At 68.3% G+C, this 19,800-nt stretch carries 8 protein-coding genes; 4 read left to right on the top strand and 4 right to left on the bottom strand.

The annotated features are described in order from the left end of the window. Positions 1-5: 5 nt before the first annotated feature. Both WMF19_RS47535 and WMF19_RS47530 read right to left on the bottom strand, forming a co-directional pair. Positions 6-6,428: an RHS repeat-associated core domain-containing protein gene (locus WMF19_RS47535; RefSeq protein ID WP_437896391.1), complete on the bottom strand. Its 6,423-nt coding sequence runs from the start codon at positions 6,426-6,428 to the stop codon at positions 6-8. Between the two features lie 346 nt (positions 6,429-6,774). Next, positions 6,775-8,388, bottom strand: a complete 1,614-nt coding sequence (locus WMF19_RS47530) for a sigma 54-interacting transcriptional regulator (RefSeq protein ID WP_437896390.1) — start codon at positions 8,386-8,388, stop codon at positions 6,775-6,777. A 560-nt stretch (positions 8,389-8,948) separates the two neighbouring features. Here WMF19_RS47530 and WMF19_RS47525 point away from each other — a divergent pair. The 3 genes from WMF19_RS47525 (at position 8,949) to WMF19_RS47515 (ending at position 12,354) form a co-directional block, all read left to right on the top strand. Next, complete coding sequence (locus WMF19_RS47525) at positions 8,949-11,522, top strand: sensor domain-containing diguanylate cyclase (RefSeq protein ID WP_437896389.1); 2,574 nt, start codon at positions 8,949-8,951, stop codon at positions 11,520-11,522. Between the two features lie 70 nt (positions 11,523-11,592). Beyond that, complete coding sequence (locus tag WMF19_RS47520; protein ID WP_437896388.1) at positions 11,593-11,952, top strand: hypothetical protein; 360 nt, start codon at positions 11,593-11,595, stop codon at positions 11,950-11,952. Between the two features lie 72 nt (positions 11,953-12,024). Further along, positions 12,025-12,354, top strand: coding sequence for a hypothetical protein (locus WMF19_RS47515; RefSeq protein ID WP_437896387.1), 330 nt, complete (start codon positions 12,025-12,027; stop codon positions 12,352-12,354). A gap of 1 nt (position 12,355) precedes the next feature. Here WMF19_RS47515 and WMF19_RS47510 read toward each other — a convergent pair whose 3' ends face one another. Continuing rightward, on the bottom strand, positions 12,356-12,913 hold the full coding sequence (locus WMF19_RS47510; protein ID WP_437896386.1) for a dihydrofolate reductase family protein: 558 nt from the start codon (positions 12,911-12,913) through the stop codon (positions 12,356-12,358). A 666-nt stretch (positions 12,914-13,579) separates the two neighbouring features. Continuing rightward, positions 13,580-15,238, bottom strand: coding sequence for a recombinase family protein (locus WMF19_RS47505; RefSeq protein WP_437896385.1), 1,659 nt, complete (start codon positions 15,236-15,238; stop codon positions 13,580-13,582). Between the two features lie 1,291 nt (positions 15,239-16,529). On the opposite strand from WMF19_RS47505, the gene WMF19_RS47500 reads away from it, so the two are divergent. Next, positions 16,530-19,472, top strand: a complete 2,943-nt coding sequence (locus tag WMF19_RS47500; RefSeq protein WP_437896384.1) for an SBBP repeat-containing protein — start codon at positions 16,530-16,532, stop codon at positions 19,470-19,472. Positions 19,473-19,800: the final 328 nt, after the last annotated feature.

The following is a 19,800-nucleotide window of genomic DNA, read 5'->3' as shown; positions in this document are numbered from 1 at the left end:
CCGAGTTAGAACCCAAAGTTAATGACGTCCGAGTACTGCCACAAGGCTTTGTATTCATCGATGGGCAGCCCCTCGTGACCTGTGAACGCATCGTACACACGGCCTTCCTTTACAACCACTTCGTGATGAAACCACCCGAGATCTTGTTCTCGATACGCGCCAAGATTCCTCGCTCTGGGGTCCGCCGGAACGATTCGCTTGATTTCACCACCCATGTGCTTCTGAATTTGCGACGCTACCCGCTCGCATCCATTGCGGCAAGCAGGGTCGTTGATTGCTCTGGCCGGCCACTTCGGTCCGATCCTGATCGGCCCTGCTGCAGCCATCCTGCCAGCCTTCCCGACCTGTCCCGCACGCTTCACGCTGGAATAAAGCTTGCTGGCATCGCCGACTCCAGGCGCGGCGGCCCAGAGGCTCAGTGTCGCGTTCACCGCGTCACCCTCCCCGGCGTAGATGCAGGCATTGGCGACGTCGCACACCGGGCCGACCGGCGGCGGCGCGAAGCCACAACCATCGAGGCAGACGTGTGTGAGCTCGCGCATGTCGGCCGCGGTCATCGGACCGATGCTGAACCCAGATTCTGTTCCTCTGTCCCACTCCGACGAGGGCCCGCCCTCCCCGCCTTCTCCGCCAGGACCCGCTCCACCGTCGCCGCCGGAGCCCTCGATGGCGCCATCGTCCTCGGGAAGGAGCTCCTGGCCGTCCTCGAAGACATCCACCTCCTTCGTGCCAGTGCCGTCGCCATCGATGATGACGCCCGGCGGCGGCGCGATCGTCTCGGGCGCGATCGGCGTGCAGTTCGTCCCGTCGCACGGCTGGAAGCCCGTCGGATCCCTCAGGTTGAGGGGATCATTCAAGACGTAGGCATAGGGATTGTACCCTTGCACCGTCAGCGGCGACGGGATGACGGGATCCGACGTGAGGAACCGACGAAGGCTCGGATCGTAGACACGCCCCTGCATGTCGATCCAGCCGAGCTCGTCATCATGCTCGTGCCCCGTGAACCCGGTCCGCACGTCGCTGATCCCGAGGGGCAGACCGGCGATCGGCCCCCCGTTCTCGTCGATGCGCCCACCGAAGGGCTCATGGAAGTTCCGGGAGAGCACGCTGCCATCCGGCCGCAGCACCACGCCCACGCTTCCAAGCGCGTCCTTCTGCACGAAGCGGTCCTGAGAGCTTCCGTCCGGTTGAACGAGGTGCTGCGCCACCTCCTCGCCGTCCGCGAAGACATGGAAGACGTGGGTTGTCTGCGCTCCCGCCGTCCGCCGCTCGTACAGCCGACCGAGCGTCAATACCGTTTCCGAAGGGCCCTCCTTCATCACACGCTTGCCGTCGGCGTCGTACCGGAACGAGGTCGTCCCGCCCGGGTGCGCTACCACCCTGGGCAGGTCGAACTCCGTGAACGTCACGCCCATCGGGGCGCGCGGCCCACCTCGGCTGAACAGGCGGCCGCGAACGTCGTACGAGAGCGTGTCCGCCACCGCGCCGCCGATCCGGACCTCGCTCGGCCTGTAAGGCGGCCCGAAGACGTATTCCTCCCGAAGCGCGCCGCCTACGAACACCTGCTTGACGTTTCCCAGCGCGTCATACGAGTAATCCGTCCTCGTCGACGTCGTGCTGGTCTGCAGCTCCCACCACCTGAGCTGCTCGCGCGCGTCATACCCGAACGTCTCGTCCCGATTCGACTGCCTGTCGTAGCGTCGCTTGACGCGGCCATCCAGATAGTAGTCGTAGTCGAGATCGTACGCCCCAGGAGTCTGAACCCGATCCAGCCGCCCTGTGAGCGGCTCGTAGCTGTACGTCGTCTCGACCGTCTCGCCCAGCTGAACAGAGAGCGGCTGATCGTCGCTGTTGCGGCTGTTCATGCGCCAGATCGGAAGAAAGACCGCGCTGCTGATCGTCCCATTTCCGGCCACGAGCCGGCGGACGACCTCGTGAAGGTAGCCATGGGCGTTGTAGCGGTGCTTCACCTGAAACCCGGCCGCTCCCTCCACGGACGGGTACTCTAGCAGATCCACCCGCCCCAGCGCGTCGTGCGTCTGCCGAATGACGTACGCGTGACCGTCGATCGTCCACGTCGTCGCCTCAGGCCGCCCGTGCTCGTCGTAGGCGAAGCTCTTCTGGACCTCGTCCGGGCTGGTAGAGCTCGCCAGCCGGCCGACGCCGTGCGGGGCCGTATCCCAGACGAACTCGGTCTCGCCATCGTCGTCCACGATCGTCTCGACACGTCCCAGCGCGTCGCGCCCGAACGTGCGCGTGGACAGCGAATCGGCGAGCGCGACTACCTCACTGAACGCGTTGTACGTGACGGTCGTCGCCGCCGACACGGGCTCCTTGTACCACCTGCGCCGGCCGCGCTGATCATAACGTTGCTCCAGGAGCACCAGATTCCCGCTGGACTCGTTGATCACCTTGCCGAGCAGGCCGAACGGCTCGTAGAAGTAGCGCAGCGTCTGGGTCCCCTCCGTCGCGACCCGGGTGCTGGACACCAGGCGCCCGTCCCAATCGATCTTGGTGCGGTGCTCGCGCCCCTCGGCGTCGAAGGAGGTGGTCTCGAGGAGCGAATGCTCGTAGTGATCGCGGCTCCCGTCCGGGCGCCGCTCCTCGAGGAGCCTGTCGAGCGAGTCGTAGCTATAACGAGTGACCTGCACCGTCTCTTCGGACGTGGCCGGCCGAGTCGTCCGAACGAGGCGCCCCAGCACGTCATAGCTCTGGCGGCTGCTCGCGAGCGCTCCGTCGAAGCGCTCGTGGGCCATCTCGATCGGGCGCGAGAGCTCATCCAGGGAGAGGATTTCCCGACCCGCCGCCACGGCGCCGCCGCGCGCGACCGTCGCTCTCGTCCCCGTCACCAGCGGCCCCTCGCGAAGCGCTTCATAGGTCACGTTGGTGGGAGTTCCGCCCTCCCGAGTCTCCGCTCGCAAGCGGTGGGACTCGTCGTACTGCCGCGTCACGGTGACGCCGTCGCTGTCCATCTCAGCGACCAGATCTCCGGTCGCGGGATGGTAGACAGTCCAGCGCGAATGATCGATACCATTCACCTCCGTCCAGCTCTGCTTGGGAAAGACGCGCTCATCGCCCAGCGACGCGTCGCCCCAGTCGATGTACTGCCGTCGGTCCTCACCGCTGACCGGCGAGCGCACGATCATCCACGGGAGGCCGTCCGGGTTGCGGCTGTACGTGATCGAGATCGGAATCGACGCATTCGCGTCCCCTTTCTCGATATCCACGACGCGCACCAGGCCGCGATCGTCGTACGTCCACTCGACCTTGCGGGGCGCCGGGGGCGTGCTCCCGGTCTTGTACTCCGTCTCGAGCCGCTGCCGCGGGAGTCCGATGAGCCAGTCCTCCGTCAGGTTGTCGTACGTCGTCGAAACGATATGACGCTGCCCACCCGTCGTGAAGGTGGCCACCTCGGTGACGTTCGCGAACTCATCGAGGGCCTGCGACCCCACCTGCTGGCGCCGCGTGCTGGGCATGCTCGATGCTGCGTAGCTCACATGGGTCCACGCGAAGTCTTCCCGGTCGATGGTCGCCGCCTGCTCCCACTCGTTCTCGGTCCATGCGTACGGGTAGGCGAAGTACGTGAGGCCGGAATGCAGCAGCCTGACCGCATATTGCTTCACGGTCTCGACGATGCGCGTGGTGGGCGCGCTCGTCTCCGGAGGTACACCTACCACCGATGGCCCGAGGACGGGGGTGATCACCACCGTCTTGGACGGCAACCCGGCGAGAGCATAGCGGGAGTCGATCCGGGTCGTGTGGTCGTAGGTGATCCGCGTCTCTCGAGGGCGCTCGGGCTCCCACATGCGAATCTCACCGAACCCCAGCGACTTCCGAGAGGACCAGTCGTACCGCAGATCACGGTAGCCGTAGATCGTCCGGCGGAACGCGGCGACTTGACTTCCCTGGTTCTCCCAGAGCTGCTGCACGACCGGCACCCCGCGCTTCTGGCATACTTGCGGATAGGTGCATGTGTCGGGGGAGTCGGGCCGCACACGCGCGTAGAAGAAGCGGACCTGCGGCTGCTCCGCGGACTCGTCTCTCACGGCGACCACGCGATCGGTGTCAACACCGCGGTTCAGCAGCACCTCCCAGTCAGACGTCGTGGAGTTGACGTGGACCAGGTCCGTCTGCCCATCCCCGTTGAAGTCGCCGACGCGCGACGCGCCCCAGGGCATATCTCCGTTGATGAAGAGCATACCCGAGTCGAACGGCAACTTCATGGTCGGTTGGTAGCCGCCCCTGCTCGTTGACAGTGACACCTCGATCTCTCTGGTCGGGTAGTTGCGGAAGACGACGAAATCAGTGCGGCCGTCACCGTTGAAGTCGGCCGTCCGTAAGCCCTCATCGGTGTTCTGCAATGTATCAGGAATCGGTCCGTTCGGAACCGTTTCGACGGGTCCAAACCCTCTGCCGGTATTCCAGCGCACACCGGTCGCGTCGTCTTCGAATATCGGATAAACCAGATCGTCGAGCCCATCCGCGTTCATGTCGACGAACAGGTCGTCCCCGTCGCCGTAGAGGTCGTCGGCGTCCTCGACGACGATGGCTCCAGCGTCGGCGGCCGTCAGGAGCTGCTTTGATCCGCAGCCGAACAGAACGTCCCCACGCCCGTCGCCGGTCTTGTCCAGAACCCGCTGCGAGGTGGGGCATGCCTCAACGGGTCCTTGGACGATCTGAGGTAGTGAGCTAAATGACGGCGCTCGGTTCCAGTGTATATTAAACTCCCCTGACTCATTCATAGGGTGATAAACGATATCTGCGCGACCATCGCCGTCGATGTCTGCCGCGACGGCGGGCAACGGTTTGTAACCGCTGTCGCTATTGAATCCTGGGAACGTCAGCCCCGCAGAGTCCAGTCGCTTGGTAGACGGGTTGAATCGGAGAAGCGGATAGCTCTTATGGTCTCCCCACCTCTTCGCTGTGAATGCCATCTTCCCGCTAGCATTCACGTTGACTTTGATGGAAGCTTCCACGGACAACGTGAGCGTCTCGTCAAACCCAACGCCGGCTAGCAGGCGAATGGGCGCGCCGAGGCCATCGGCGGTACCCAGGCGCAGCCAAAGCGAGTCTTCCGTGGGATCGTCGTAGCTGGGGGTGCCGAAGTCTCTGTTGTACCCGACGATACGGTAGATGAGGTCATCGCGCCCGTCTCCATCCGCGTCGATCACGAGCGGCTTCGGCTCGGCGTCGAGCCAGTGCGGCTTCGGCGCGTCGTGCGCGGCGACGGGCTTCGCCTCGAACGCGAGGGGCCTATCGTCGTACTCCACCACCTTGGCGCGCAGGCACGACCCCTCGGCGCCGCACCGCTCAACCCGGCGGAGCCGCGAGCGTCCCGTCGTCGGGCTCTCCTCATACGATAGCCGGTACTCCCACGCCAGGGTTGTGTCGGGCGATCGCCAGCCCAGCGCGTACATCTCCAGCCGCTGCAGCCGCCAGGGCTGGCTCAGGCGCACGCCGCTGACGTATCGAAACTGATCGTCCGGGTTCGACTCGTACACGAAGCGGACCTTCCTGCGTGGAGCCTCTCCCTGTCGGGAGGTGTACTCGATGTTTCGTGGCGCATAGGCAAAATCGAACGGCGCGGAGGTATTCTGCCGCGTGTCGTACGAGATCGTGATCGCGTTGCCGGCGCGGTCCTCCACCCGCGCCAGGACCCACGCGACGCCGATCTCGTTCTCCTCTACGTAACCGGACGTCACCGTGGTCGGACGGATACGCTTGGCTGCGAGGCGCTCGTAGGTAGAAATTCGCCCATCCTTGCCCCACACCTCGAAGCGCGTTGGGTCTGCCAGACCGCCATACAGGAGGACGCGCGCCATGGAGTCTCGCTCTGTCCGCATCTCGATCGCGTCCGGCAGGGCGGGGTTCGGAACAGAAAGCAGCCTCTGTCCGTCCAGACAATACGCGTCCTTGTCATCAAAATTGACTCCGCGCGGCCTTCCGTCGGTCGCTATTGTCCTCGCGCACCGCTTGATGGAGGACAACCCCGTCACGCTCCACCCCACGCCTTCTGGCCCGTTCCCATCGCCGCTCTCGTAGGAGAGCGCAAGGTCAGGCTGCATTCCTGCGCGACCTTTCGGAACTTCAATGGGTATTCGATACCTTGCGCGTCCTTGCTCTACGGTCCAGGTCGCCGGAATCGCACCGACCCGGTCGCTCGTCGGCACGATCGGGTCGTCGGGCATCACGAGCGCCTCCGGCGGCGCCGGCGGATCCGGGGGCGGAGGGTTGTGAGGATCGAGCGGGTCATCGGTAGAATCGGTCTCACTCTGCAGCGACGCGAGATCGTCAAAATCCGCCTCGAGCGCCTCTTGCACGTTGGACAAGGGCTCCGGGGCGTCCCCGCGCGCCGCCCCGTCCTGGTGGGTTCCGCACCCGGCGAGCAGCCAGGCGAGCCCCCACGCTAAATATCGAACCTTGTACATGAATCGCTCCTTGAGATGTTCGCGACGAAGGCGCACGGCGGCGTCGAGCTCGCAGCGTCGGGCTTTCGAGATCTGCAATCTTTTGCCCTCGGCGAGCACCGCGCGGCGCCCGTCGAGCGGCGGCCCAGCGCGCCCTCGTCGGCCGCCGTAAAGCAGGTCCGGTGCCGCGGGGCGAGTCGGCGCCGACCCTGGCCATTTCAGCCGGTCATTGCCCCCGGCGCAATCCGCTCAACCGTCCGTGGAGCGTCCACGAACCGTCCGTGAACGCTGGAGGACGGGTTCTGAACGCTTGCGTCACTCGACAGCGGGGAGCCGGACGGTCCGCGGACCGTTCAGCACGCCGCGATCAGTCCGGCGGCGCTTCGCGCAGCCGCCTGGAGCGACCGAGCTCCCGCAGGCGCAGCGTCAGCCCCCGCTTCGACACCTCGAGACGCGCCGACATGGCGTCGAGATCTCCGCCGCACGCGTGGTGGCAGCGCATCAGCTCGTCCTCCGGGATGTCCGCCGCTTTTCGAACGCGAGGGCTTCGCTCGATGAGACGGTAGAGGGCGGTGCGCGAGACGCCGAGCGTCGCCGCTGCGGGTCCGATCGACCAGCGGCTCTGCCGGAGCGCCCTGAGCAACGCCTCCTCGTCGACCTCCCGGTCCATGGGGTGGTCCGCTGGATTGGCCGTGGAGGCGTCCGCATCTCGCCTCTCGGCGAGGCGCGGTGCATCCGACGGGGGCCGCGGTGTCTGACGCGCCTGCTCCAGCGTCCGTTCCAGGCTCTCATCGATGACGATGGCGTCGGCGCCGCGGCTGGAGATCACGAGCTGCCGCGCCACGTTCCGGAGCTCGCGCACATTGCCGGGCCAGCTGTGCTGGAGCAGCCGCACCATGAAGGATCGAGGAAACCACGGCAGCGCGCCGTCCGCGGGCGGCTCCAGCCGGCGCAGGTCTCCGACGCGCGCGAGCTCCTCGCGCAGAAAATGGAGCAGCAGGCGGGGAATGTCCTCGCGGCTCTGGCGGAGCGGAGGAATGGTGATGGTATAGCCCTGTAGCCGATGGAGCAGCGGCGCGCGAAACCTGCCTTGCGCGATGGCTTGCTCCAGGTCGACGTCGGTCGCCGCGATGACCCTGACATCCACCGCGCGCTGCTCGGTGTCGCCGAGCGGCAGGATCGTGCCGGTCTCGAGCGCCCGGAGCAGCATCGCCTGGACATCCATCGACATGTCGCCGATCTCATCGAGGAAGAGCGTCCCACCGTGCGCGCGCTCGAACAGGCCGGCGTGGCGCTGGTGAGCGCCCGTGAAGGCCCCTTTCGCGTACCCGAACAGCTCCGCGGCCGCGGTGGTCGGGGCCAGCGCGGCCATGTTCACCGCGAGCCATGGGCGACCTGCCCGCGGGCTCGCCTGATGGATGGCCTGCGCGACGCGCTCCTTGCCAGCGCCGGTCTCCCCCCGAAGAAGGACGGGGACTTGCAGATCGGCGACACGCGCGATCGATCGGAGGACCACCTCGAGGGCGTCGCTGTCGCCGACGAGCCCGTATCTCGGCGCTGGGGGCGCGGTGGTCACCGCATGGACGAGGATCACGATCCTCCTGGAGAGCTGCAACAGCAGCCCTGCGCGCAGGACGTTCGGAGGAAACCGGTGGGTCTCGTCGATGGGCTGTCCATCGACAGACAGCTGTCCCCGCCCCGCGGGCGTGATGGTCACCGACTCGTCTGCGCCCCACGTCACATGGTGAGGTTTCCGGCTCACATGAGGGTCGCAGAGCGGCGCGCACTCGTGGCTGCGCGGCTGCGCGAACTCGGGCTCGAGGCGGGAGAGGGGTACCGCGTACCCAGGGACGGCCACCGTGGTTGCCCGCGCGCCGATCCGGCGCAGGTCCGGATGGTAGAGCAACGTGAAGCGCAGGCCATGGGCCACCCCGGATGCGCGACGCTCCGGCCCCGTGTCGACGCCATTCAGCGTCTCCACGTGGTGCCATGAGTCCCGCAAGGAGCATTCTGCCGAGTTCGGCGGCTCGCCTCGCGCTCCCTCGGTCATCCTTGTCGTAAGCGCGGACGCCTGAGCGACAGCCTCGAAGCTGTCACTGCCCCTGATCTCGGTGCTGCACTGACGCTGAGACACGATCCGTTACTCTATCGCTGCTCTCCCGGTGTTCGTCCAGCAGCTAGTTAGCTGCCACACAATTGCCACACTCCTGCGCCGTGACTTCCCAAGGCCAACCAGCCCCAGTCGATCTCGCGCTCCGCTCGTTCCAACCGTCCGCGGTCCCGTGGGGCAGCTCAGTCGCCCCTGCGAGGTCGTTCACGGTGCCCACCCCGGCGATCGTCGAGCCGCGCACGTATCGACAAGGATCGTCGCCCCGCCTCCGCATACCCCAGCCAGGGCCCCTCGACCTCTCATCCATCGACGACTCCAGGTCACACCCTCACCCCCTCTCTCGCCTCTTTCCCCCCCCCCATCGCGCAGCCGCCTCCGCAGGCAGAGAACTGGGCCGCGGCGATCGACCTCTGGTACCGGCATCCGAGCCGATGGCCAACCTGGTGCTCGCCGTGCTCACCGCCCGCCGTATCGCGCGCAACGCGGCGCCGCTCGCCTGCGCGCTGGCCCTCGGGGGGCTCGTGGTCCTCGACGCGGCCGCGCCGCTCCCGCCGCTCGCGGCCGCGACCGCGCTGCTCGTGCTGCTCGTGGCGCTCGTCCAGCGGGCGCGGCGGCGCGCCGCCGCCATCGAGGCGAGCGCCCTGCTCGACCTCGAGGTCGGCGCCCTGCTCCTCGTCGCCACGTTCGCCACCGTCCTCCGCCTCGACGGCTCGCTCGACGGCGACGCCCACGCCGCCCTCTACGTCGTCATCGCCCTCGTGAGTGCGTTCGCCCGCCCGGGGGCGTCGCTGCTCGTCGCGATCGCCGCCGCCGCCCTCGAGATCGCCGTCCGCTCGGCCGCGGCCTCGCGCGGCGCGCCGAGCCTCCTCGACGTCACGCGCGCGGCCGCGCCGCACATCGGCTTCATGGCCGTCTTCTCGCTGCTGAACGCCACCATCCTCCGCGCAGAGCTCGGCCGCGTCAGGAAGGCCTCGCACACCCGCCTCCAGGCCGAGATCGAGCGGCTCCGCGACGACGCGCGCAGCTACCGCCTGCTCTCGGCCCCGGCCCAGGCGCGCGGCGTGGCCCAGAAAGGCGATGACGAGCGGCTCGCCCGCTCCGGCGTCGAGGAGATCCACCAGTCGGTGCTCTTCGCCCTTCGCCTCCTGCGCGAGTCGCTGGAGCTCTACACCGCCGTGCTCCTCTGGCAGAACGACGCGGGCACCCACCTGCGCATCAGCGAGCTCGCGAGCGACGCCCCGAACCTCTCCGAGGGCCCGTTCCTCTCCGGCGACGGCGTCTTCGGCGCGGCGATCACCCAGCGCGCGCCGGTCGTCCTCGGGGGCCTCAAGCCCGGCTACAAGCTCCCCTACTACGTCGGCCCCTCCCCGGTGCGCGCCGTGTGCGCGCTGCCGGTGTTCGAGCACGGCCAGCTCCGCGGCGTGCTCGTCGTCGATCGCGTCGAGGACCGGCCGTTCTCGCCGCGCGAGCTCGAGCTCATCGACGAGGCCTGCCGCTACGCCGTGCGGGCCATCCAGAACGAGCGCGTCTTCGTCCAGCTCGAGCGCGCCAAGGTCGAGCAGGGCAAGCTCTACCGCGCCGCCGAGGGGCTCGGCGCCGCCACGACCGAGGCCGGCGTCATCGAGGCCGGCGTCACGAGCGCCCGCGAGATCACGTCCGTCGATTTCGCGGCCGTCACGCTGTACGACGAGGCGCAGAAGGTCCACGAGATCCGCGCCGTCAGCGGCGACGGGGTCGCCGAGCTCACCGGGCAGCGCTTCCGCCACAACGCGGGGCTCGTCTCGATGGTGCTGCAGAACCGGCACCCGCTGCCGTACCGCGGCGAGTACGACGAGAAGCGGCAGATCGTCTTCACCCGCCGCGTCACGCCGCCGTCGATGCCGTCGATCATCGTGCTCCCGCTCGTCGTGCACGACCGGCCGCTCGGCACGCTGGTCCTCGGCTCGCGGCGGCGCGCGGCGTTCACCGACTCGGTGCGCAGCACGCTGGAGGTCCTCGCCAGCCACATGGCCGTGTCGCTCTCGAACGCGCGCATGGTGCGGCGCCTCGAGGAGCTCGCGACGATGGACGGGCTCACCGGGCTGCTCAACAAGCGCGCGATGCTCGAGGTGGCGGACCAGAAGATCACCGCGGCGCGGCGGTTCTCGCGGCGGCTCTCGGTGCTCGTCACGGACATCGACCACTTCAAGAAGGTGAACGACACGTACGGCCACGACGTGGGCGACGTGATCATCAAGGGGCTCGGCGACGTCCTCCGGCGCGCGAAGCGGACGACCGACGCGGTCGCGCGCTTCGGCGGGGAGGAGTTCGTCGTGATCTGCGAGGAGACGGACGCGCGCGGGGCGATGCTGCTCGCGGAGCGCGTGCGCGAGGAGCTCGGCCGGACGACGTTCCACGCGGCCGGGAGCAACGGGCCGGTGCAGTGCCAGGTGACCTGCTCGATCGGGATCGCCACCTACCCCGAGGCGGGCAGCACGTGGGAGGAGCTCTTCAAGGCCGCGGACGAGTCGCTGTACGTGTCGAAGCGGTCGGGCCGGAACCGCTCCACGGCGTGGTCGCCGGCGGTGCGGTCGAACAGCGCGCATCCGCCCGCAGCCGAGGCGGGCGCTCCGGCGAAGCACGCGGCGGAGGCGACCGGCGCGGCGAAGCAGGCGGCGGAGGCGGGCGCCACGGCCACGGCGAGGCACGCGGCAGAGGCGGCCGCCACGGCGAGGCACGCGGCGGCGCCCGCGACGGCGCGGCCCGCGGCGACGGCCGCGGCGGCCAGGGCTGCGGCGGCGAAGCCCGCGGCAGGGGCGCCCACGGCGCAGCGCAGGCCGGCTGTGACGGGCGGCACGGGCGGCGCCCCGGCGGCCCCGGGACAGGACGGCGCGCCGTCCGCCGGGAGGCGCGCCGCGGCGGCCGCGCAGGCGCCGGGGAAGGCGCCCGGCGAGGCCGAGCCCCGGAGCAAGCCGAGGCGCCCGCCGGACGTCGATCCCACGAGCAAGCCGAAGACGGCCGCCTGAGGCCTGCGCGCCGCTTGCGGCGCAGGCGCGGCGGGAACATAAGCCTCTTCGACGAAGCCAAGGAGGCGCGATGAGCTCGGACCCCGATCGCGACGACCCCAGGGAGGACCTCAAGCAGGGGCTGAGCCTGCTCTGGCGCGCGGCGCGCAAGACGGCCGTGGACCTGCGCAAGGACCTCGACAGCACGAACGTCGGCAAGGCGATCGACGACGCCGGGCGCGAGCTCGTCCGGGCCGCGACGAACGTGGTCGGCCGGATCGGCGCCGAGCTGAGCAAGGGGCCGGCGCAGGCGCCCCCGCGGGACGAGCGAGCCGAGGGCCGCGGCGAAGAGGTCGAGGGGCCCGAGACGCGGCCCGCCGGGCCCACCCCGGAAGACCCGGGGTTCCGCATCGCGGTCGACCCGGAGGACAAGGACACGAAGCCCCGCTAGCTGCGTAGGTCAGGAACCCCGCCAGAGAAACCGGTCGATAGCGAGTGGTCGCTGGAAACCGCAGCGATTTTCGTGCTGTGCCTCGAGGAGGCGTTCTACCGCTTCTGCGAGTACGTCACGTCGGCCTGGGCAACCCGGCGGTGCGGCAGGACGAGTGGCTCACCGCCCAGCTGCGCGCCCTCGCGCTCTGTCCCGAGCCGGCCTTCGTGGTGCCCGCCGAGGTGCGCCGCGCGCCGCGCGGCTGGTTCGCCATTCGCCGGCGACCCGCCGATCCTGTACGCCGCGCTCGCCGGCCGCGCCATCCGCGGCGCGATCACCCCGAACATCGCCGCGGTGCTGCGCGGCGAGAAGGCTCCCGACGACGCGCTGGCCCGCGAGCTGGGCGCGATGGCGCTCCTCTGAGTCAGCGCGCGCGCCGGTAGTGCATCGCCACCGCGCCGCAGCGGAGCGGCTTGGCCGAGACCAGCTCGAGCCGCCGCGCGGCGGGCAGCCCGCTCTGGTACAGGGTCGGGCCGTGGCCGGCGAGCCTGGGGTGGACGAGGAACTTGTACTCGTCGATGAGATCCAGCCGATCCAGCTCGGTCGCGAGCTTGCCGCTGCCGAGGAGCACGCCGGCCGGGGTTGCGTCCTTGAGCTTCTGCACGCCCATGCGCAGATCGCCGGCGATGTGGTGGCTGTTGGTCCACGGGAAGTCCTTGCGCGTGGACGACACCACGTACTTCGGCTTGGTCTCCAGCTTGACCGCCCACTCGCGCATCGCCGGAGGCGCCTCCTCGTCGCCGCGGGCGACCGCCGGCCAGTAGCTCTCCATCATCTCGTAGGTGACGCGGCCCCACAGCATCGCGCCGCTCTCGTCCATGAGGCGGGTGAAGAAGGCGTGCGTCTCGTCGTCGGCGATCCCCTCCTGGTGGTCGACGCAGCCGTCCAGGGTGACGTTGATGGTGAAGGTCAGCAGTCCCATGCGGCGAGTCTCCTTCGGAACGAGGCATCGGTCAATGTTCCGGTATTGCAATGCGCACCGCGAGGCTCTCGGCTTTGTCATCTCGCAAGACTCTCGAGTCCGTGTAGTCGCAAAGCACAGGCCCAATCTGACGTTCTGGCAAGATGTGCAGCTGCAGGGATTCGTGAGTCCCCCCTACACTAGGTGGGACGTTTTCGGTAGCGGCCCAGGGGACAAGTCGGCTCACCTTCGAGGAGACTTGGGACTCCTGCGTCGCCAAGGTTGATGTGAGCTTGTCTACCATCAGCGCAACGTCAAACCGGGTGCCTGCGGTTGCAGTGCCAGCGCGTAGGCAAATCAAGCCGGATCGCAGCGCGAGGAAGTGTAGCGCGGCAGAGCGAAAGGGTGGGACCGCGAGCGTCGTGATGGCTCGGTCCTTGGTCGAAAGAGCGTGGTCCAGGCGGCGCCGCGCGCGCTAAGGGGCGCGTCGGCGTGCCGTGGGCACACGTGTCCGTCCGGGCGTTGGTCTGGCCCGGGAGGCGCGTCGCGAGACGCTATACGGCGTCACCGGGCGCCTTGCGGCGCACAACGGTGCTTTTCCAGTACGGTGGTCCCCGGTTGGGAGAGCGTGCTGGAACATCGGTCGGCTCGCCGAGCGCGCAGAGGAAGCGGACGATGTTCCGGGACTCAGTGACCATGGCGACGAGCTTCATCCGCACCTTGCAAGCTGGGCACTCGAGGACATCGATCCTGCGAACGTAAAGCCGAAAACCGGCCGGAGAGCGGGATCGCGTGCTCGATAGCGACGTGGTCGCCTGTCACGACGACACGCTCGATCAGCAGCCGGACGAGGCGTTGCCGCCCTGCAAAGTCCAGCTTGTCCAGTCCTTCCCGCAACGTCACCGCAAAGGCCGTCAGGTCGTCGGCCAGCTGATTGAGCCGAGTTCGGTCCTGGTCCTGGGCCGCGATCTCCTCGATGCGAACGCGCACCGCGCGCTGCTCGGCATCGAGGCGATCGCGCCGCGCCTTGAGCTCCTCGACGGATATCGCGCCGGCCTGATAGGCGTCGACCAGCCGTTCGACGTGAGTCTGGAGCTTGCGCTCGGCGCTCTCGAGACGGGCACGGTCACGGCGATTCTGGTCCTCTCCTGCGCGGCTCGAACGCCATGCCTCAACCTCTTGCAGCAGCATCTGCGGGGACTGAATCCACGATACCAGCGCGTCCCATACCACCGCATCGAGCTCGTCGCGACGGATGTACTTGGCTTTGCACCGCTTGTCATGGCCGCGCACTTCGGCGAGGCGGCGTCGGCATCCATAATAGAAGTACTCGTAGGGCACGCCGGACCGCGGGGCCTGTCGATGGCCCTCCATGCGCCACCCGCATTCACCGCAGACGACGAGCGACCGGAGAAGGTAGTCGTACTTGAGGTGCCGCGGCGCCTGCCACCGGTGCTTCGCGAGGATCGCGCGGACCTCGGCTTGCTCCTTTTCGTCAACGATCGGAGGGACCGGAATGATGAGCCACTCCTGCTTGGGACGGAAGCGGCTGGAGCTCTTGAGGTGCTTTCGGTAGGAACCCGGCTTTTTCGGTCGTGCCGGTTCGACCGACATCCGACGACCGTAGGTCGCCATGCCAGTATAGGTGGGGTCGGTCAGCACCCCATAGACGCGGCCCTCGGTCCACCGCGCCGCCCTGCGGGGACGTATCCCCTGTGCGTTCAGTCGCCTGGCGACGGCGCGTGAGCTGAGATCCTCCTCGCGCACCCACCGGTACATCGCCCGTACATGCTGGGCTTCGACCTCGTCGATGACGACCGTGCGCCGCAGCCCATCGGCAGAGCGTTCGATGGCATAGCCATAGCGTGCGACAGAGCTGTAAGGGAGCATCTGCCCGGCACGCAGTTTGTGAATACGACCGCGGCGCGTGCGCTCCATGATCTTCGCGCGCTCATACTCGGCGATGATGCCCTGCATCTGCACGAGCAGGCGGTCCTCGGCACGCTCGGTCGCGGGGCATTCGACGAAGTGTACGTGGACTCCGCGGTTCGTCAGCTCCTCGACCAGCACAACCTGATGCACGTAATTGCGCGCGAGCCGATCGGGAGCGTGTACGAGCACCACGTCGATCAGCCCATCGGCCGCTGCGTCGCGCAACGCGTCCAATCCCGGCCGATCGAGGCGAGCGCCACTGATGCCGTCATCGATGTACCGTCGCTCTGCCGGCACCGTGAGTCCCATGGCGGTCGCTGCGTTCTCGAGCGCTTCGAGCTGCGACGCCACCGTTTGCTCCTGTTCCTGCCGCGCCGTCGAGACGCGCGCATAGAGGGCGGCTCGTTGGCTCATGGTCTCTCCTTTCGTTGCTGTTGCTTGCGTTGGGTTCGTTGCTCCTCTTGGCGCCGTCGTCCCCGCTCCTGCGCAACCCGATCGGGGGGCTTGCCGCGGCGTCGATCACGAGGCCGACCGCCAGGCTGAGCCGAGATGAACCGTCGGGCTGGGGCCGCGCTCTCCACTCGATCCTCCACGCACGCTGGGTCATGGATCCCCGCCTTCCTTTCGGGGACCCCCTCACGACCCCACTCCGTTGACGGGAGCGACCCATCTGCAGCCTCATTCCCACCCTTCCCAAAATTCCTGCGGATCTTGAAAACACGCCGGTACAGCACCAGCCTCAGCAGGTTTTCATGCTTTGCGTTCGCAGGATGTCGATCGCAAATGTGCGGCGCAAGAGCTCGGCGCGGTTTGTCGACCGCCCGATAGCCGCCACGCTTGCGTTTCGGAGCGGCGTCATCGTCCGCCTTCGTAGACTCTTCTGGCTTCGCAGGGCGCGGTCCGATGCGCTTGCGCCATGGACTCGCCGGGACGAGCACCCCCGCGTAGTTGACGGTGTGAAAGCGCGGCGGCGGGACGCTGGCCACGACACGGCCCCCGCCAGCGCGAGCGCGCCCGAGGCGGGCACCGCGGCGGCACCTGCGGTGGTGCCGGCCCCGTTGCCGCTCGGCCCGGGCGCGGACGCGGGCGCGCCGAACGCCGCCTCCCTGGCGCCTGCGCAGCCATCGCCCGTCCCCTCCGGGGCGGCAGCGCGAAGCGCCGCGCCCGCGCGCCCCACGTCCCCGGCCACCGCTCGGACCGCGCCGACATCGGCGCCGCGCAAGACACTACCGGTCCTCGCAAGAAGTCCGGCGGGCGCGGGCCGGACTGGGGGCGATAGAGCCCGCGTCCCTGGATGAAGCGCTGCGTCCCTGGGTGACGAGCACGCTGCCGCATGTGCCCCCTGCACGGAGGCGGAACAATCCCGTCCCTGGAGCGGCGCTCACCTGCGCGCGGTACGGGCTCAGCCGAGGAGCTAGCCTGCGGCTCAGTGGTGCAGATCTGAAGCTTGAAAGGTCAGGCACGCTCGTTGCGCATGGCCCCAGCGACCCCCGCGAGAATCGGAGCGCGATGAGGGGCTATCCGGAAGCTCTGAGCTTTCGGCGGCGAGGAACGCGCGCTCGTCGAAAGCAGGCGGCGTCAAGGCCGGACTCGCGGCCTCACACAGGCCGGATAGTACGGGGCAACCAACAAAGAGAATGAAACATCGGTTTTTCCCAGCCTCAGGGCCATGTCGAGTTGACATCATTTACTGCGAGGTTCAAGCATGAAACGATTTCATTGTGAGACGCTCTCCGTGTGCATCCTGGCAGCAGGCGTCGCCGCTTGCAGCGGCTCGACCGGCGATCCTCTGCCGGTGGGCTCGACTAGAGGCGCCCAGCCCGACCAGGCTGCGCCGATCTCCTCCGGGGACGACGGCTCCGGAGCGGAGGGGGATGATCTCGCGCCCGCCGGAGAGCTGAACGAAGATACCAGCGCGACCGAGGAGGAGCTGAGGCCCAAGGAGGACGACTCCCCCCTGTCCACGCTCCCGTTCGACCCCACGGGGGGGGATCGCCCGAAGGGCCTCCCGCTCCCCTTGCAGAACGTGACCTGCCCCAGCTTCGAGGGATTCACGTGGCATGACGAGACTCCCACGACCGGCGCGGACCTCGGGAATGCGGTCGCCGCGTCCTGCGACGCCGTCTACCAGGTCGGGTCCACCACCGGGGCCATCTTGGGCGAGGTGAACAGCGGCGCGAGTGACGCCTTCATCCGCAAGGTCGGGCAGGACGGGAACCTATTGTGGGGCGCGCAGATCGGCACGTCGGCGATCGACCAGGCGACGAGCGTCACCGTCTCCTCGGCCCAGTGCCCCACGAGCGGCAACGAGTCGCTCTACGTGGTCGGCCACACGAGCGGCGCGATCGTAGCCGGTCAGAACAAGGGATCTTCGGACGTCTTCCTCGTCAAGCTGAACGCAAACGGGACCGAGGCGTGGCGGCGCCAGTTCGGTACGGCCGGGGTGGATCAAGCGTGGTCTGTGGCCCACGCACCTGATGGCAGCGTCTACGTGGTGGGCTCCACAGCCGGGAATCTCGCCGGGGTGAACCCGCCGCCGACGAACGGCACCACGTCGCTGTTCGTGGCGAAGTATTCGGCGAGCGGCAATCATGTCTGGACCAGGCAGCTCGGAGTGAACAACAAGACGACCATCGCGCGCGGCGTGTCCGTCGGAGCCGATGGGCAGGTCTACGTCGCCGGTTACACCACCAACGCGCTGGCAGGCCAACCGTACGCGGGCGGCAGCGCTGATGCCTTTGTCGCCCGCTACAGCGACAGCGGTGCTCTGGGCGGGGTGGCTCTCCTCGGCACGAACCTCCAGGACCAGGCGTTCAGCCTGACCACTGCGGTGGAGTCGGGTCAGACCGTCGTCTACGTCTCCGGCACGACGAACGGGAACTTCCCCCCTTATGCCTCTTCGACGAAGTATGACGCCTTCCTCGCCAAGCTGGACGCGAGCCTCACCACGCAATGGATCCGGCAGACAGCGGCGAGCGAGAACGTCTCCGCCACGTCGGTCGCCGTCGTCGGTGGATCTGTCGTGTTGACCGGCCAGACCTCCCGCGACCTCGACTCCGACGCGCCCCTCGGGAGCGAGGACATGTACCTGCGCGAGTACAGCACGGCGGGGGCACACCTGCGCACCGAGTACATCGGCACGAACGCGACGGAGGCGGGACAAGGGCTCGCCGTCGATCCGAGGGGCAACGTCTTCCTGACGGGCAGGACGGACGCGCCGTTCTGCGGTCACTCCTTCGGCGGCGGTGGTAGCGACGCCCTCCTCGTCAAGGTCATGAAGGGGTGCCGCGTGGACACCCAGGATCAGTCCTGCAAGCCCGCCGTGTGCTGGGGAGACCCCCATTACGTCAGCTTCGATAATGTCGCCTTCGACTTCCAGGGGGAGGGCGACTTCGTGATGGCGACCAGCGCGGCCACTCCCGATCTGGAGATCCAGATCCGGCAGTGCCCCGTGTCTCCGGGCGTCTCGACCGGCCGGGCCGTGGGCGCGCGCATCGCGGGTGATCTCGTGGAGTTCCACGCGAACGGCGCGCTCTACTTGAACGGGCAACAGACGACGGTGCCGTCGAGCGGCGCGCTCGCGCTCGCCGGCGGCGGGAGCGTCTACCAGTCCGCGAGCGGCAGGACCGTGCTGGCCTGGCCGACGGGAGAGCGGCTGGCGCTGCATCCAAGGAGCTATGTCCTCGGCTTGTACCTGGACATGCTCTTCCTCGTCCCGCCGGCCAGCGTGGGCAAGATGGTCGGCCTCTTCGGGAACGCCGATAACGACCCCACCAACGAGTTCATGATGGCCCGGGACGGCAGCGCGCTGAGCAGCGGGCTGACGTTCTTCGAGATGTACCAGGACACGAACAGCTACGCGGACGTCTGGCGGGTGGGCGCCGCCCCGGGCGACGTCGCGCTCATCCAGCAGGGCACGCCGTGCGGCGGTCCGGCCGGTCCCGGGCAGCCGGCGTGGCTCAACAACTTGACCCCCGCGCAGAGGGCCGCGGGCGAGCTGGCCTGCGCCGGCATCACCGACGAGGCACTCAAGCAGACGTGCATCCTCGACGTGGGCCTCACCGGCGACCCGAGCTTCGCGGACTCGGCCCAGGACGCCGCCACGGATCTCGCGAGCCACGGGCAGGGCGGGCTGGTCATCAACAGCCCCCGCAGCGTCTACTTCAACAACTTCACCGGATCCATCGGCCCGGAGTGGGAGTCCATCGTCACCAGCGTCACCCCGCTCGGAGACCGCACCTTCCTGGGGCAGTTCGGCAACGAGACGGTGAACCTGACGCTCGACGATCTCGCCCCCCACACCGAGCTGACCGTCAGCTTCGACCTCTACCTCGTCAACGCTTGGGATGGCGATGGCCCCCTTGGCCCCAGCGTCTGGACCGCCTCCGCGGACGGCGTCGAGCTGCTCAGCGGGACCTTCTCCAACACCCTGAGCTCCCAGAGCTATCCGCTGGACGGGAGCCTGGCCGGGTCGGGAGCGCGCGAGGTGAACACCCTCGCCTATCCGTACGGCGACTCCGTGTACCGCATGAAGCTGGTCTTCCCGCACTCCGCGCCCGACCTCGCGCTCGACCTGTCCGCGGCTGGGCTGACCGGCCTCTTCGATGAGGGCTGGGGCGTGACCAACTTCGAGGTCCAGGGGCGCTGACGCTCCCTGAAATAGCCGTGAAATAACCTCGACGGGCGGGCCTCTCCATAACCCGCCGGGCTATCGCCCATGGCCGCCGCGCTTGCCTCCCGGCACAGGCCTGCTGGTTGCCGACATCACTTTCCGGATGCCTCCGGGGCGCTTCGGCACGCAACCGCCGCGCGCGGGCGATCCCAGTAGAGCCTGCGGGCACTGGCGAGCGGCAAGGCTCCGGCAGCGAGTCGACGCGAGCGGCGGGCTCGACGTTCGGCCCAAGCTTGCTCACCCCTCCGGTGCCACCGGCAGCCCGAGCAGCCGACCGAGCGCCTCGTGAACGATCCGGGCCGCC

The organism is Sorangium sp. So ce124, assembly GCF_051525235.1.
Classification (GTDB): domain Bacteria; phylum Myxococcota_A; class Polyangia; order Polyangiales; family Polyangiaceae; genus Sorangium; species Sorangium atrum.
The sequence above is the reverse complement of the archived record's forward strand: the minus strand, read 5'-3'. Positions and strand labels throughout refer to the sequence as shown.

Coding starts and splice junctions, on each gene's coding strand:
- WMF19_RS47510 (WP_437896386.1), bottom strand. CDS start 12,913: ATGGGACTGCTGACCTTCACCATCAACGTCACCCTGGACGGCTGCGTC.
- WMF19_RS47500 (WP_437896384.1), top strand. CDS start 16,530: ATGAAACGATTTCATTGTGAGACGCTCTCCGTGTGCATCCTGGCAGCA.
- WMF19_RS47505 (WP_437896385.1), bottom strand. CDS start 15,238: ATGAGCCAACGAGCCGCCCTCTATGCGCGCGTCTCGACGGCGCGGCAG.
- WMF19_RS47535 (WP_437896391.1), bottom strand. CDS start 6,428: ATGTACAAGGTTCGATATTTAGCGTGGGGGCTCGCCTGGCTGCTCGCC.
- WMF19_RS47525 (WP_437896389.1), top strand. CDS start 8,949: ATGGCCAACCTGGTGCTCGCCGTGCTCACCGCCCGCCGTATCGCGCGC.
- WMF19_RS47520 (WP_437896388.1), top strand. CDS start 11,593: ATGAGCTCGGACCCCGATCGCGACGACCCCAGGGAGGACCTCAAGCAG.